This is a genomic window from Pseudomonas sp. GL-B-12, assembly GCF_019955895.1.
Classification (GTDB): domain Bacteria; phylum Pseudomonadota; class Gammaproteobacteria; order Pseudomonadales; family Pseudomonadaceae; genus Aquipseudomonas.
Window position 1 is genome coordinate 1 of record NZ_JAHBCX010000043.1, and the last position, 12,784, is coordinate 12,784.

The following is a 12,784-nucleotide window of genomic DNA, read 5'->3' on the forward strand; positions in this document are numbered from 1 at the left end:
TCGGTCCCGCTTCGATCTCAACGGTCGTGATTTGCTCCATTTGAGGCAAGGAACGGAAATCACCATCAGTGGTGAAGGCGAGTTTCGCAAGCTGGAAAGCATCAGCCAATACGTGCTGGCCGCGTCGCTGCAGGGAGAGCCAGCAGCGCTGACAGATCAGGTGGTGGTGCTCGACCACCCGCTACCGATCAAGGCCGGGAATCTGATAGGCCATATCGGTCGATATCACGAATGCCGTGCCGAGCACCCGGAAGAGAAACTGCACCTGGAAGTGTTCAGTGGCGATGAGGTCGATGTATTCATCGAGGACAGCCGTACCTGGGCCCAGCGCCTGCCAGATAAAGACAAGACCTGGCTGAAGCTGGCCAGAGGCACCGCGGTCGTGCCTCATGAAGAATATGCCACGGCCGCTCGCCTGCAGATGGCGAGTGCCTCCAGCCCACTCAGCGCCGCCGACCTGCTGGTCCCCAAAAGTGTGCTGGATGCTCTGTCAGCCGACCGAAAAATCCAGGTGCCGGCCAGCCCGAGCCACAACGCCCGCACCTGGTATCGCCTGGACGGCCTGCTGCACGACGCGGACAACAACCTGCTCGACGGCTGGGTGCGCGAAGAAGTAGGCGTCACGCCCTGGCTCAATCCCTGGTCGTGGGAAGGCTACGACATCATCTACGACTACGGCACGCCCCGACATGCCCTCGCCTCGTTCTTCAGCAACATCCGCCAATTCAACGAAACGCAACTCGAACGCTACCGCCCCATGGCCGACGCTGAAGACAAGGGACCGGTCAAGAGCCGACTGTTCGACATCATCGACCGCAACCGCGACGGCAAAATGACCGCCGAGGAGCTGCAGGCAGCCATCACCCTGCCGGCCCATGCGCAATCGATATCGCAACTGATCATCTACAAGGAAAGCGAGTGGTATCACCAGCCACAGAAGTGGGACGCGCTGGACGAGTTGCTCGGCCATAGCGGCTCGACGCCGCATTTGAACTGGTTGGCGGAGAAACAGCGGATCAAGCAGATAAGTTGGTGGAGTGAGGTGGCGGAGAAAGTGGGGTTGCCGTCATGGGGGAAGGTGTATCACTTTCATCCGGTGGGGATTACAGCGCACCTAAACGATAATCAAAAAAAATGTTACTGCTATCAGCAAGGACTAATAGATGCGCCCTGCCAAACAGGATTGACTGATGTAACAAAAAAACATTTTGAGTTGCTTGCTAATGAACTTGGTGTTGAAAAAGAAGTACTAAGAGCCATCGCATTGGCCGAAACGGGAGATAAAGTTCCGTTTAAAGAATACAGACCAGGAGAAAAACATGCCCTCATTCTTTATGAGCGTCACTACATGCGTCGTTTTTTACTCGCTGACGGGATGCCATCATCTGAAGTTGATGCACTTTCTAATGCAGAGCCGAAGATAGTACATACTTATGAAGCATCGTATTCATACGGCTCACTTGATGATCAGTATTCAAGATTGAAACGGGCGCGCGAAATTAATCGAGCAGCCGCCATCAAGTCATGCTCTTGGGGTAAGTTTCAAGTTATGGGCGAATATTATCGGCATCTCTATGAGAGCGCAGATGATTTGGAGAAAGCTCAAAATTACTGCGCATTGCAGCATTTGCAATACTTCAAGATCTTCTTGACCAAGGAAAAAAATCTTATAGGGCCAATGAAAGATAAGGACTGGACCCTAATTGCGCAAAAATATAACGGAAAGAGTCAAATTGGATACGACACAAAAATAAGGAGCACTTATGAAAACCTCAAACAAAATTGGTAAAGCATTAGCAGTTGCAATAACGCTAATTATATTTGGCGTTTCAGCTGAAGAATGCAAAAGCACTTCCAGCCTGATCACCCCCCACAAACTAGAAACAAAAAAAAACCTGATATGTATTACTAAAAACAATGAAGAAATTGCCATATTTGTATATAGGAATGATGGAGGGGGCACTCCAATATCAAGAAACACTACGTTACTAGACGAGTCCGATATAACTGAGGGAAGTATGCGACTTGAGTCATCTAGCGATGGCTTTCAAATATATTTTGAATACCCGAACAACATTTACCTGATTGGATTTGATATTGATGCCAAACACATCACTAAATCCTACTCATTAATTAAGCTGAATGCCGCCTCACCAGACACCCCTCCTAAACAAATGAAACTAGTAGTGACTTCAAAGCAACTGGCGGAACTACACTTTGAAACCCTTACCAAGAGGCAAGTTTTCGGCCAAAACGCTTTAAATCTTGAACAGCCATTCAATGCAATAATAACCACCAGAAAAGCTCAGATATTACACAACCCCAATTCAATAAGTTTTTCGGGGATGCACTTGATCCAAGGAGACAGCGTAAGAGTGATCGACTTCAAAAATGGATGGATAAAAATTCAGCATGAGTCTTTGGATCATCTTGATGATAGTGGGTGGATTCTACTGGCAGATATACTTTGATGCTTGAGAAAGTTATCACGCTAATCGTCCCGGCAATGTTGCAAATGACTTTGGTAATGCTCTTAAAATCTTTCATAACATGCACCGGACCTTGGCTGACAATCCGGCACACTGGGGAGTAAATCATGCAAGGTACGAATCTGCTTTATTGGAAATTTATGGCCCATCACGTCGCATGACTGATGCAGATCTTCGTTATAGAAGCCTGAAGAATAAATTATGAAACACCACCTCGCAATGTTATTAGCAATTCCGCTTAACCCCGGAAATTTTGGATACGCCTCAACTGAATTTGTCGGAGTAAAAAAAACATCGTGCATTGAGCATCTTCAGTATAGCGACCCGATTGGCAAACGATATCGTACCCTGACGATACTTAACAACGGTAAAACTATACGAGTCCTTCGTGGAGAAATAGACAATGGTGGGACATTTGAAAAAATAGATCTCCCCGAATTGTCACCAGACGGTAATTTTGTGTTGCTGAACCAAATCGAATCCGGCGAAGTAGAAACCTCAAGCGGCTCAGTAATACACCACGAGGTCGCCTACTGCGAGCTGGTGGATTTACGCAGTGGTTGCATTATAGCAAGAGAAACTGGTGAATTTTGCGGTGGCACGTTTACGCGGGATGGCAGGTGGAAAAACCAACTCTACCCTGAATTTCATTTAACCACTGAGATTCCTAGAGCAAAAAAATATGTGGAAGGCATGTTGAAATTTGCAGATTCTCCGGCGTCCTCATTTGACAATCTTCTAATTTGCGACCCGCCTGACGCTAATAACAAAGAAGACTATCGCACTATAATTGAGAACAACATCTTCAATTTGGACAACATTCAGCGTGAGTTCTTAAGACAAAATCTGAATGACAACTAGTGCTTTGCGAAGTATTCACAGCGACATTCTCGCAAAACTGTCGACTGGCGCGAAAGTCAAGTTGAGCGGAGAAGTCAATTACCACAAATAGGAACGCGTCAATCAACACATGAATATTGCGTCGCTCCAAGACGTGCTGGCCGCTTCGTTGCGGGGTGAGCCGGCAGCGTTGAGCCGCCTGTTCGACATCATCGACCGCAACCGCGACGGCAAAATGACCGCCGAGGAGCTGCAGGCAGCCATCACCCTGCCGGCCCATGCGCAATCGATATCGCAACTGATCATCTACAAGGAAAGCGAGTGGTATCACCAGCCACAGAAGTGGGACGCGCTGGACGAGTTGCTCGGCCATAGCGGCTCGACGCCGCATTTGAACTGGTTGGCGGAGAAGCAGCGGATCAAGCAGATAAGTTGGTGGAGTGAGGTGGCGGAGAAAGTCGGGTTACCGTCATGGGGGAAGGTGTTTCACTTTCAACCGGTGGGGTTGGCGGGGAGCTTTTTCGCAATTGTTGATGATAATGACTTAAGTTGGTTAAAAGTGCCTTATGGTCAACTGACCTTTGATGTGGAAGGTAATGATATTGCAGACCCCTCGCATACGGGACATCGTTACTTTAGTCGAAAAGTGCATTGGCCAGGTGGCGCTTCGGGGATCACAATTGGACGAGGTTATGACCTTGGACAACGCCCCAACCCCCAAGCGGACCTAGTACATGTAGGAATAACTGAACCTTTCCTAAGTTGGCTCGTCGGTGCTAAAGGGTTAAAAGGTCAAGTTGCTAAAAACTACCTAGATGGTGCTAGCAACGAGATAAAAACCACGATTATATCTAGAAGACAGCAGTACGTTTTGTTTTTACCTATATATGATTTTATGAAAAATGAAGTTTTACGCATCTCTCAAAAGCCTGATGTCATCAGACTGTATGGAGAAGTAAATTGGGAGGCAACCGATGAAAAAATCAAAGACATAACGATCGACCTCATATATAGAGGGGACTACACTAGTGATTCAAGAAGAGCCTTACAGTCATTCATTGCTGAAAATGACATTGTAAACTTTTCAAAAGCTGTACGTACGCGAGAAAACTGGACTACTGTCCCGAACGATAGATTCTACAAGCGCTCTGAATATTTGGAGAATTGAAAATTAAACAATTAGTGTATATTTTTCTCCTTGCTCTTGCATCATTTCAAACTGCAAGAGCTGAGGTGAATTACTCCGCAGCATCCGAAGTAAACTCCGGAAGAATTAAAGGCACGCTGGTTCGATATATAAAGACATTCGAAGATGATTGCCTTGAAGTCGAGGTAGTGAATGCAGGCGCTAAGCTTAGCGTGCTATCAAGCATGCATTTATGTAGCTTTGAAGGTAAGCCGTTCTCAACAGGATTTGCTTATGCAGGTTTTCAAGATATAACTTTTGAAAAAGATGGCATCCACTTAACTTTAAGCATTACGCCTTTGGAACCTACGGGTGAGGAAGTAAGGGAATGCGTGATCCCAATTGCAGAGGGAAACATTAGCGATCTCCAATGCTCTAGCGCAAGGAGACTAAACTGACTTAGCGGAAGAAATAATTGAAAAAACTCGGTACTGAAGAGTTCTAATCAAAGAATTGGTAACGGGTATTGCCTCGACGGCTGGGTACGCGAAGAAGTCGGTACCTTGCCTCGGCTCAACCCCCTGGTCCCGGCCTCGTGCTACAGCAACATCCGCCAATTCAACGAAACGCAACTCGAACGCTACCGCCCCATGGCCGACGCTGAAGACAAAGGACCGGTCAAGAGCCGACTGTTCGACACCATCGACCGCAACCGCGACGGCAAAATGACCGCCGAGGAACTGCAGGCAGCCATCCGCCTGCCGGCCCATGCGCAGTCAATTTCGCAACTGATCATCCACAAGGAAAGTGAGTGGTATCACCAGCCACAGAAGTGGAACGCGCTGGATGACTTGCTTGGCCATAGCGGTTCGACTCCGCACTTGAACTGGTTGGCGGAGAAACAGAGGATCATGAAATAGGAATCGAGAGAAAACCCGCCTGTCCGGTCGCTCGGCCGACACCCATGAAGGGGGCCATGGCGGTCTCAATTTTCAGGCAAAAAAAATCCCAGGCAGCTGATGGACGCCTGGGATTTAAAAATGCATAAACCGTGGTGGTGAACGCGGCGCGGATATTACGGAATATTTCGGCCTGTAACAAGATATTTTTATTCACTATCCAGTTACTAATCTTTCTAACCCCTTCAATATCCACATATTTTCTAGGGGCGACTACAGAAACCAGCGATACTCCCGTGCGCTGATGTCATGCAGAAATGCCAGATGATCCTGACGCTTGTTTTCGCAGTAGACGTCCACGAACTCCGCCCCCAAGCCTTCGCGCAGCGATGCATGATTTTGCATGGACTGCACCGCTTCGAGCATTTCCAGCGGAAAATCGATGCCACTACTGCGGTCTTCGTTGAGCGGTGCAATCGGCTCGCGCTCCCCTTCCAGGCCTTGCTCCAACCCCACCAGAATCGCCGCCAACGCCAGATAGGGGTTGGCATCGGCGCCCGCCAGGCGATGTTCAATGCGCAGGTTCTTGATGTCCGACTCCGGAATGCGCAAGCAGGCATCGCGATCCTCGAAGCCCCAACTGGCGCGGGACGCGACGTTCACCGTGGCGCTCAAGCGGCGCATGGCGTTGTGGTTCGGAGCAAAAATCGGCATGCAGTGCGGCAATACATCCAGGCAACCGGCCACCGCATGGCGCAGCGCCCGCTGGCCGTTCGCCGCCAGCAGGTTGTTGCCAGCCTGGTCATACAGGCTGACATGCACGTGCATGCCGCTGCCGGGGTGTTGCAAGTAAGGTTTGGCCATGAAGCTGGCGCGGTAGTTGTGCTTGAGCGCCACGCCCCGGGTACTGCGGCAGAACAGGGCCGCCCAGTCGGCGGCGCGCAGGCCGTCATCGCAATGGCCGAAGTTGATTTCGAACTGGCCCGGGCCGAGCTCGGCGGTGATCACCGTGGCATCGACGCCTTGGGCTCGCGCTGTCTCGACCATTTCATCGAGCACCGGGGCGAAGCGCGACAAGCGTTCGATGTGCATGTTCGGCTGATCATCGGCATCGCCGGTCAGCTCATCACGGGGGAACTGCGGCAAGCCGTCCTTCAAGCGACTGTCGAACAGGTAAAACTCCAGCTCGAAGGCCACCACCGGGAAAATGCCCTTGCGCTTGAGCCGGTCCAGCACCTGCGCCAGCACTTCGCGGGGTTCGAATTCAATAGGTTTTTCGGTGCCGTCGGAGGTGATCAGCATCTGGCCCAAGGGCTGCTTTTCCCAGCTCACCAGCTTCAAGGTGCCAGGCACCAAACGGCGCAGCGCATCCGGGTCACCATCGTTGAAGCAGTAATCACCGATCTTGAACAGCCCGCCCTGGGTGCCGAGCAGCACGCAGTTCTGCGGCAGCTTCAGTGCACTGCCGGCAGCGACTTTTTCCAGCATCTCGATCGGGTAGCGCTTGCCGTAGAAATGCCCCGGAATGTCCAGGGAGATCAGGTCGACGTAACGCACTTCGGGGTTGGTGTGGCGGAAATTGCGAACCTCGGCCAGCAGTTCAGAGCACACAGCATCCATCGTTTTGTTCCTTGTCGTTATCAGGTGTAAACCCAAAGCACACGGGTCAGTTGGTCGGACAGGTTGCCGTAGCGGCAGTGCGCATGGCTGGCCAGTTGAAAGCTGTCGCCGGGATGCAGGGTCACCGGGTCATTGTCGTCGAGCCACAGGGTCAACTGCCCTTCCAGGACGTAACCGCCCTGCTCGGAGCTGTCCTTCATGTGCCGGTCACCGCTGCTGGCACCAGGCTCGAGCTGGCTTTCGAGCATCGAAAAGGACGCGCGCATCTTTGGCGAGACGAGGATGTCGGTGATGCCGTCGGCGTAGTACAGCGTGCGGCGCTCGTCGGGGCGGGTGACCCAGGACAAGGCCATGGGTTTGGGCAGGCTGTAGAAATAGGTGGTCGGCACCCCCAGGGTTTCGCTGATGGCGGTCAAGTCCGCCACGGTCGGGCGCGACAGGCCGCGCTCGACCTGGGACAGAAAACCCACGGAGCGACCGATTTTGTCCGCCAGTTCCTTCAGGGTGTACTTTTTGTGTTTGCGCAGGTCCTGGATCAGGATCGCCAGCGCCGAGATTTCTTCTTGCATGTCCATCAAGAGGCTTCCAGAAAGTGTCGCTTCAAATGCTGTCGCGCAGTCGATACCAGGCCTTGCCGATGGCTTCCAGCGGCGCGGCCAGGTATTTGCCGCCGGGAAAACTGCCGTTGTTCAGGCCTTGGTACAGGGACAGCTCGTCGGGCTGACCGAGTACCGCGTCGGACACCGCCCGCGCCGCGGCCAGTGTCGGCAGCACGCCATGCCCGGAATACCCCTGCATCCAGTACAGATCGCCACGGCGGCCGATATCCGGCGTGCGTTTGAGGGTCAGGTCGATGTGGCCGCCCCAGGCAAACTCCAGCCCGACGCCGGTGAGTTGCGGGAACACGCGCTCCAGGAACGGCCGGGTCGCGGCGGCGATGTCCTTCGGCATGCCGCCCAAGTAAGTGCAACCGCCGCCGAACAACAGGCGGTTATCCGGGGTGCGCCGGAAATAATCGAGTACGAACTGGTTGTCGGTCACGCACACGTTGCTCGGCAGCAGCGCGGTGGCTTGCTCCTCGGTGAGCGGCGCAGTCGCGACCTGATAGGTCCCGACCGGCAACACGCAACTGGCCAGTTGTGGGTCGAGTCGGTCGAGGTAAGCGTTGCACGCCAGCACCAGCACATCGGCGCGAATACGACCGCGCTCGGTGGTCACCACAAACCCGTCGCCCTCCTCGCCATAGTTCAGCGCCTTGCTTTGCTCGTGGATGCGCCCACCGGCCCGCTCGATCGCTTCGGCAAGGCCCAGGGCCAGTTTCAGCGGATTCAGATGCCCGCCCTCGGGATCGAACAGGCCGGCCTGATAACGCTCGCTGGCAACCCACTGCGGCAAATCGCTGCGTTCGATAAATTGCAGTTTGTCGTGGCCCCACTTGTGGCTGGCCTCGTGTTGCCATTCGGTCAGCAGGCCTACCCGACGGGGCATCACCGAGGTCCAGAGATGACCGGCGCGGTAGTCGCAATCGAACTCATGGCGGCCGGGAAAGTCACGCAGCTCGCGTGCGGCCCAGCGCATGCCGTCCCACAAGCGCCGCGCCCGTTCGTAACCCAGCGCCGCTTCCAGCGGTGGCATGTCGCACGACCAGCCGAGAATCGCCTGGCCGCCATTACGCCCGGACGCGGCCCAGGCCACCCGGCTGGCTTCGAGCAAGGTCACGCGCTTGCCGGCCAGCGCCAGGCGCAAAGCCGTGTGCAATCCACTGAAACCGGCCCCGATGATCAGCACTTCAGTGTCTTGCTCACCTTCCAGTGCGGCTCGATCGACCAGACGATCGGCGCAGGTATGGGCGTAGTAACTGGCGACATGCCGGGTGGATTGCTGAAACATACGGCCTCATGAAATTTTGTATTTTTAATTTCATGAAAAAATACACGGTAAATTTCACACAGGCAAATGCCACGCAAAAAAAACCCGCCCAAGAAGACCTGGGCGGGAGGTTTAATCAGACGCGTCAGCGACCGTATCAGGCAATCGGGATCAACGGATCCGCTGCGGCCCACGCGGTGTCGCGGTTCGCTGCTGGCGGGTAGATCCATTGGGTGTTGATCTGGGTTTTCAGCGACTTGGCTTCCTCCTTGACCAACTTGACCTGACGATCCCAACCCTCGGTGTACACCGCGCCCCAGGCCCCGAGGTCCAGGCAGGTCACGTATTTCGGCTGGCTGTACGGCGTCGGGTCCACACCGAGGATCTGTGCCGCCACGTTATTGCCGGCGTGACGCCCCAGGACAATGGCGTGCTGGCAGGTCATCAAGGCGTGGTTGCCGATCTCGTCACTGGCCGCGTAGGCGACATCGCCGGTGGCGAAGATGTCGTCCTGGCCAATGACTTTCAGGTGTGCGTCGACATGCAGACGCCCCAGGTGATCGCGCTCGGCCGGAATCTGCTCGGTCAGGGAGCTCGCGCGAACGCCGGTGGTCCAGACCACGGTGTTTGCGTCGATTCGAGCACCGTCGGACAGGGTCACGCCGTTGGCATCGACCGACACAACCGAGGCTTTCAAGTGCCATTTCACGCCGGTTGCCAGGCTGGCCTCGACGATCGATTCGGCGATTTCCTCACCCATCGAACCGCCAATTCTATCGCCGCGGTCAACGATGATCACATCGATGTCGGCACGGTCGCCGAGGATGGCCCGCAGGCGGCTCGGCATTTCAGTCGCCGTTTCGATCCCGGTGAAACCGCCACCGGCTACCACCACGGTGTTGCGCGCCTTGCTTTCGGGCTGATTGGCCAGCGCCTTGAGGTGGTTTTCCAGATGCACGGCCTGTTCGATCTGATCGACGTCGAACGCATGTTCGGCCACGCCCGGAGTGTTCGGCGAAGCCAGGCGACTGCCGGTGGCCAGAACGAGTTTGTCGTAGCTGCAGACTTGCCGGGCACCTGTGGCATCGACATAGCCGACCTGTTTTTGCTCGACGTCGATGGTCTGCACCGCGCCCTGGATGAACTTGACCCCTACGGCATCGAACAAGTCGCCAATCGGCGCGGCCAGTTGGTAGGCGTTCGGCTCATAGAAGCGCGGACGCACACGCAGTTCGGCCTGAGGAGCCAGCACGGTCACTTCAACGTCGTTGTGGCCGTGAATGTCGAACAGGCGCGTGGCACTCAAAGCGGTCCACATGCCACCGAAACCTGCGCCGATTACCAGAATGTGCTGCTTCATTTTTGACTCCTGGGGGATAACCAAGTGTTGAAAATCGTTGAGTGCGTTACGGACCGCCGCCGGGTTGTACCCGGATAAGTGCCTGCCACTCCTATCGAATAACTACGACTCTATTAATCCAAGTTAAATCCTGCAACAGGTTTTTACCGATGGTGACCATCGAAAACCCTGATCCATCACCTGAACACCCTGTATTCAGCGCATCAGAAGATGCGTTCGCTGTCATGAAAAAAGATTGAACGAGGAGGGATTCGTTGCCTGACTTGCTTTCGGCTGCTAGAATTTGCGACTAATTCAGTCGGAGATCTGCATGTCTCTTTACAGCGCGGGTGTCGAGTACGGCATCCACTGCCTGCTTTTCCTGGTGGGCAATGGCGGCGACTCGCGCGAAGCGAGCGTGCGCGACCTTGCCGATCTGCAAGGCGTCCCCCAGGACTATCTGGCGAAAATCTTCACCAAGCTGGCCAAGGCCAATCTGGTGGTCGCCACCGAAGGCGTGCGCGGCGGCTTCAAGCTGGCCCGGCCCGCTGACGAAATCACCTTGCTGGATATCGTCAATGCCATCGACGGCCGCAAGTCGATTTTCGATTGCCGGGAGATCCGTGGCCGTTGCGCAGTGTTTGACGGCACCCCGCCGGAATGGGCATTGGACGGACTGTGCGCGATCAATGGTGCGATGATGGTTGCGCAGAAACGCATGGAAGAAGCCCTCGCCCAACAAACCATCCTCGACATCGCCAGGAAATTCGGGCGCAAGGCCCCGCCGGAGTTCGGCGTCAAAGTGGAAAGCTGGATGAACGAGCGTCGGGAACGTAAAAGTGCTGCCCAGGCGAGCGAGCAAATCATCCCGACTACCAACCTTGTAGACTGATCCACACAAAAAAAAACCGGATGCACGCCAGGCATCCGGTTTTTTCTCAATTGAGTCGAAAAACGGTCGGCGACCGATTTTCACTGTCCCGCGCTTACAACTTACAAACAGTCGTGCACGATTTTGCGCAGGTCGCCAGATTTGGCCCAAGGTGGCCCCTGATACAGTGAAATCTGGCTGCCGTCCTTGTACTTCACGATATCCAGTACTTCGTCGGCCGTGATCACACTCGGCGCAGTGATGCGAAATCCGTTGGATATCGAAACCTGGGTCGTATTCGCTACTTCCTTTTGCCAGGCAGGCAAAACACACGCCGCATACTCTTTTGGCACCTTCGCGCTGTGCTTGCTGACATTCGGCTCGCCCGGTACCAGTGAAGCGGGCAACGAACACCCGGCCAGCAATGCCAGCACGACTCCCCCCATCAACATCCGCATGCTGCTTCCTTAAATTAGAAAAAAGAGAATGTAGCTCGCCGTCGTCCCTACATCCATCCCCAACGATTCGGCGACTTTCATTGATATCACTTTGCCCGGTTAGTTCCTTGCGTTCAGATAAGGCATCCATCTTTCGCAGGCTCCATGCGGCCATTGCATGACTCGCTCCCATTGCGGCCCGATGAGTTGATGAGCCGATATCAGTTTTTTCCCGACCAAAGGAAACCCCGCTGAATCAGACAAACACAACATCCGGCACGCAAAACAGGTCTAAAATTCCGGAGTGAGGAGTTCAGGAGGTCATCATGTGGCTTAACGAATCGGAACAGGAACTTCGGCGTGATCTGCAAGGGCTTGCGTCAGATTTGCGCTGGTCGGCCGTGGAGCTGTTGCGCATCGAGCAGCAATTGCGCCTGCTCGGCAACGACATCGACGCGCAAGCCGTTCAGAAACTGTGTTCTTTGTTTCAGGGAGATGAAGCAAAACTGTCCGGCTACGCCGAGGAAGTGAAAGCCAAGGTCATTAGCCGCAACAAGACTCAATAGCGGGAGCGCTGCCATGAACAGGCCTCTATTCACGCTGGTCGTCGTACTGACCGCGTTGGCAGGCTGCAGCACCAACTCGATCTACCAGGATCAGCCGCTGGTCGCGAAAGTCGACACCGGCATGACCCAGGAGCAAGTCCGGCAAATCGGCGGCCAGCCGCTGGCGATCAGCGATCGTAGCGTCGAACCCGGTACGTGCTTTGACTACAAACTGACTCAGTCCGGCCATCAACAAACGTTCAATGTCAGCTTTGACGGCCGGGGCATGGTCGACCACAAAAGCTTCATGACCTGCGCGGAATGGAGCCACACGCAACAAAAGGCCCGGGAACCCTCCCGCCCCAGCGGAGGCGGCGGCTACTAGCGTCGTTGCATCATGAAAAAGCCCCGGAGAACCGGGGCTTCGGGCCTGATTTCATTTTGTTTGAAGGCTGCCCGCAGGCCTGCCAGCACGCGCCCTGTAGCCGGGCAGCGACGCGGCAAACGCCAGTGCTTCTTCCCGACTGGCAAACGAGCCCAGCCGGTCGCCCTGGGTGCACACCCGCCAGGGGCCGTTGTTGACGCTGAGTACGTCGTAACCGTTCATGTGCATTTTGTTCAGCATCGGAACGCTCATAGTCACCTCCTCTTGGGCAGTGATCTCAGGTTGACTTGCTTACCTTACACCCACCCTTGTCCAAAATACCGACCAGACGTCGCCATGGAAACTCCCCACTCCGGTTGCATGT

Annotated in this window: 16 protein-coding genes; 9 read left to right on the top strand and 7 right to left on the bottom strand. The window is 54.5% G+C overall.

Features of this window, described 5'->3' with window-relative positions; genetic code table 11:
• From KGA85_RS22105 to KGA85_RS22130, 6 genes are all read left to right on the top strand, one after another.
• The coding region (locus KGA85_RS22105) for an N-acetylmuramidase domain-containing protein (protein WP_223543368.1) at nucleotides 1-1,789 on the top strand (1,789 nt) is incomplete at its 5' end.
• Nucleotides 1,764-2,471, top strand: coding sequence for a hypothetical protein (locus tag KGA85_RS22110; protein WP_223533263.1), 708 nt, complete (start codon nucleotides 1,764-1,766; stop codon nucleotides 2,469-2,471). The genes KGA85_RS22105 and KGA85_RS22110, both read left to right, overlap by 26 nt.
• Before the next feature lie 219 nt (nucleotides 2,472-2,690).
• Nucleotides 2,691-3,350, top strand: coding sequence for a hypothetical protein (locus tag KGA85_RS22115; protein WP_223543369.1), 660 nt, complete (start codon nucleotides 2,691-2,693; stop codon nucleotides 3,348-3,350).
• A 109-nt stretch (nucleotides 3,351-3,459) separates the two neighbouring features.
• Complete coding sequence (locus KGA85_RS22120) at nucleotides 3,460-4,497, top strand: hypothetical protein (protein WP_223543370.1); 1,038 nt, start codon at nucleotides 3,460-3,462, stop codon at nucleotides 4,495-4,497.
• Nucleotides 4,494-4,913, top strand: a complete 420-nt coding sequence (locus tag KGA85_RS22125; protein ID WP_223456814.1) for a hypothetical protein — start codon at nucleotides 4,494-4,496, stop codon at nucleotides 4,911-4,913. The genes KGA85_RS22120 and KGA85_RS22125 overlap by 4 nt, the downstream gene beginning before the upstream one ends.
• A gap of 105 nt (nucleotides 4,914-5,018) precedes the next feature.
• Nucleotides 5,019-5,375, top strand: coding sequence for an EF-hand domain-containing protein (locus KGA85_RS22130; RefSeq protein ID WP_223543371.1), 357 nt, complete (start codon nucleotides 5,019-5,021; stop codon nucleotides 5,373-5,375).
• Here the strand turns inward: KGA85_RS22130 and KGA85_RS22135 are convergent.
• The 5 genes from KGA85_RS22135 to KGA85_RS22155 form a co-directional block, all read right to left on the bottom strand.
• A complete protein-coding gene (locus tag KGA85_RS22135) occupies nucleotides 5,365-5,610 on the bottom strand; it encodes a hypothetical protein (RefSeq protein WP_223533546.1) in 246 nt (81 codons plus the stop codon). The genes KGA85_RS22130 and KGA85_RS22135 overlap by 11 nt on opposite strands.
• Before the next feature lie 17 nt (nucleotides 5,611-5,627).
• The gene (locus KGA85_RS22140; RefSeq protein ID WP_223533545.1) at nucleotides 5,628-6,974 is read right to left on the bottom strand and encodes a glutamine synthetase family protein; all 1,347 of its coding nucleotides are present in this window, start codon (nucleotides 6,972-6,974) and stop codon (nucleotides 5,628-5,630) included.
• A gap of 20 nt (nucleotides 6,975-6,994) precedes the next feature.
• On the bottom strand, nucleotides 6,995-7,549 hold the full coding sequence (locus tag KGA85_RS22145; RefSeq protein WP_223458565.1) for a helix-turn-helix domain-containing protein: 555 nt from the start codon (nucleotides 7,547-7,549) through the stop codon (nucleotides 6,995-6,997).
• 25 nt (nucleotides 7,550-7,574) lie between these two features.
• Complete coding sequence (locus tag KGA85_RS22150; RefSeq protein ID WP_223543372.1) at nucleotides 7,575-8,864, bottom strand: NAD(P)/FAD-dependent oxidoreductase; 1,290 nt, start codon at nucleotides 8,862-8,864, stop codon at nucleotides 7,575-7,577.
• A 136-nt stretch (nucleotides 8,865-9,000) separates the two neighbouring features.
• Nucleotides 9,001-10,203, bottom strand: a complete 1,203-nt coding sequence (locus KGA85_RS22155; protein ID WP_223543373.1) for an NAD(P)/FAD-dependent oxidoreductase — start codon at nucleotides 10,201-10,203, stop codon at nucleotides 9,001-9,003.
• Nucleotides 10,204-10,513: 310 nt separating this feature from the next.
• Between KGA85_RS22155 and KGA85_RS22160 the strand changes: the two genes are divergently transcribed.
• Nucleotides 10,514-11,074, top strand: coding sequence for an RrF2 family transcriptional regulator (locus KGA85_RS22160; protein ID WP_223543374.1), 561 nt, complete (start codon nucleotides 10,514-10,516; stop codon nucleotides 11,072-11,074).
• Between the two features lie 101 nt (nucleotides 11,075-11,175).
• Here the strand turns inward: KGA85_RS22160 and KGA85_RS22165 are convergent, their stop codons facing one another.
• Nucleotides 11,176-11,511, bottom strand: a complete 336-nt coding sequence (locus KGA85_RS22165) for a hypothetical protein (RefSeq protein ID WP_223458558.1) — start codon at nucleotides 11,509-11,511, stop codon at nucleotides 11,176-11,178.
• A gap of 305 nt (nucleotides 11,512-11,816) precedes the next feature.
• Here KGA85_RS22165 and KGA85_RS22170 point away from each other — a divergent pair, with 305 nt between their 5' ends.
• Both KGA85_RS22170 and osmE read left to right on the top strand, forming a co-directional pair.
• Nucleotides 11,817-12,056, top strand: a complete 240-nt coding sequence (locus tag KGA85_RS22170; RefSeq protein WP_223458556.1) for a hypothetical protein — start codon at nucleotides 11,817-11,819, stop codon at nucleotides 12,054-12,056.
• 13 nt (nucleotides 12,057-12,069) lie between these two features.
• Nucleotides 12,070-12,420, top strand: a complete 351-nt coding sequence (gene osmE / locus KGA85_RS22175) for an osmotically-inducible lipoprotein OsmE (protein WP_223458554.1) — start codon at nucleotides 12,070-12,072, stop codon at nucleotides 12,418-12,420.
• Between the two features lie 51 nt (nucleotides 12,421-12,471).
• Here osmE and KGA85_RS22180 read toward each other — a convergent pair whose 3' ends face one another.
• On the bottom strand, nucleotides 12,472-12,672 hold the full coding sequence (locus KGA85_RS22180; RefSeq protein WP_223458552.1) for an SPOR domain-containing protein: 201 nt from the start codon (nucleotides 12,670-12,672) through the stop codon (nucleotides 12,472-12,474).
• Nucleotides 12,673-12,784: the final 112 nt, after the last annotated feature.

What these genes read in the sequence shown, in the direction of transcription:
- KGA85_RS22110 (WP_223533263.1), top strand. Translation starts at nt 1,764, where the DNA reads ATGAAAACCTCAAACAAAATTGGTAAAGCATTAGCAGTTGCAATAACG.
- KGA85_RS22115 (WP_223543369.1), top strand. Translation starts at nt 2,691, where the DNA reads ATGAAACACCACCTCGCAATGTTATTAGCAATTCCGCTTAACCCCGGA.
- KGA85_RS22120 (WP_223543370.1), top strand. Translation starts at nt 3,460, where the DNA reads ATGAATATTGCGTCGCTCCAAGACGTGCTGGCCGCTTCGTTGCGGGGT.
- KGA85_RS22140 (WP_223533545.1), bottom strand. Translation starts at nt 6,974, where the DNA reads ATGGATGCTGTGTGCTCTGAACTGCTGGCCGAGGTTCGCAATTTCCGC.
- KGA85_RS22145 (WP_223458565.1), bottom strand. Translation starts at nt 7,549, where the DNA reads ATGGACATGCAAGAAGAAATCTCGGCGCTGGCGATCCTGATCCAGGAC.
- KGA85_RS22150 (WP_223543372.1), bottom strand. Translation starts at nt 8,864, where the DNA reads ATGTTTCAGCAATCCACCCGGCATGTCGCCAGTTACTACGCCCATACC.
- KGA85_RS22155 (WP_223543373.1), bottom strand. Translation starts at nt 10,203, where the DNA reads ATGAAGCAGCACATTCTGGTAATCGGCGCAGGTTTCGGTGGCATGTGG.
- KGA85_RS22160 (WP_223543374.1), top strand. Translation starts at nt 10,514, where the DNA reads ATGTCTCTTTACAGCGCGGGTGTCGAGTACGGCATCCACTGCCTGCTT.
- KGA85_RS22165 (WP_223458558.1), bottom strand. Translation starts at nt 11,511, where the DNA reads ATGCGGATGTTGATGGGGGGAGTCGTGCTGGCATTGCTGGCCGGGTGT.
- KGA85_RS22170 (WP_223458556.1), top strand. Translation starts at nt 11,817, where the DNA reads ATGTGGCTTAACGAATCGGAACAGGAACTTCGGCGTGATCTGCAAGGG.
- osmE (WP_223458554.1), top strand. Translation starts at nt 12,070, where the DNA reads ATGAACAGGCCTCTATTCACGCTGGTCGTCGTACTGACCGCGTTGGCA.
- KGA85_RS22180 (WP_223458552.1), bottom strand. Translation starts at nt 12,672, where the DNA reads ATGAGCGTTCCGATGCTGAACAAAATGCACATGAACGGTTACGACGTA.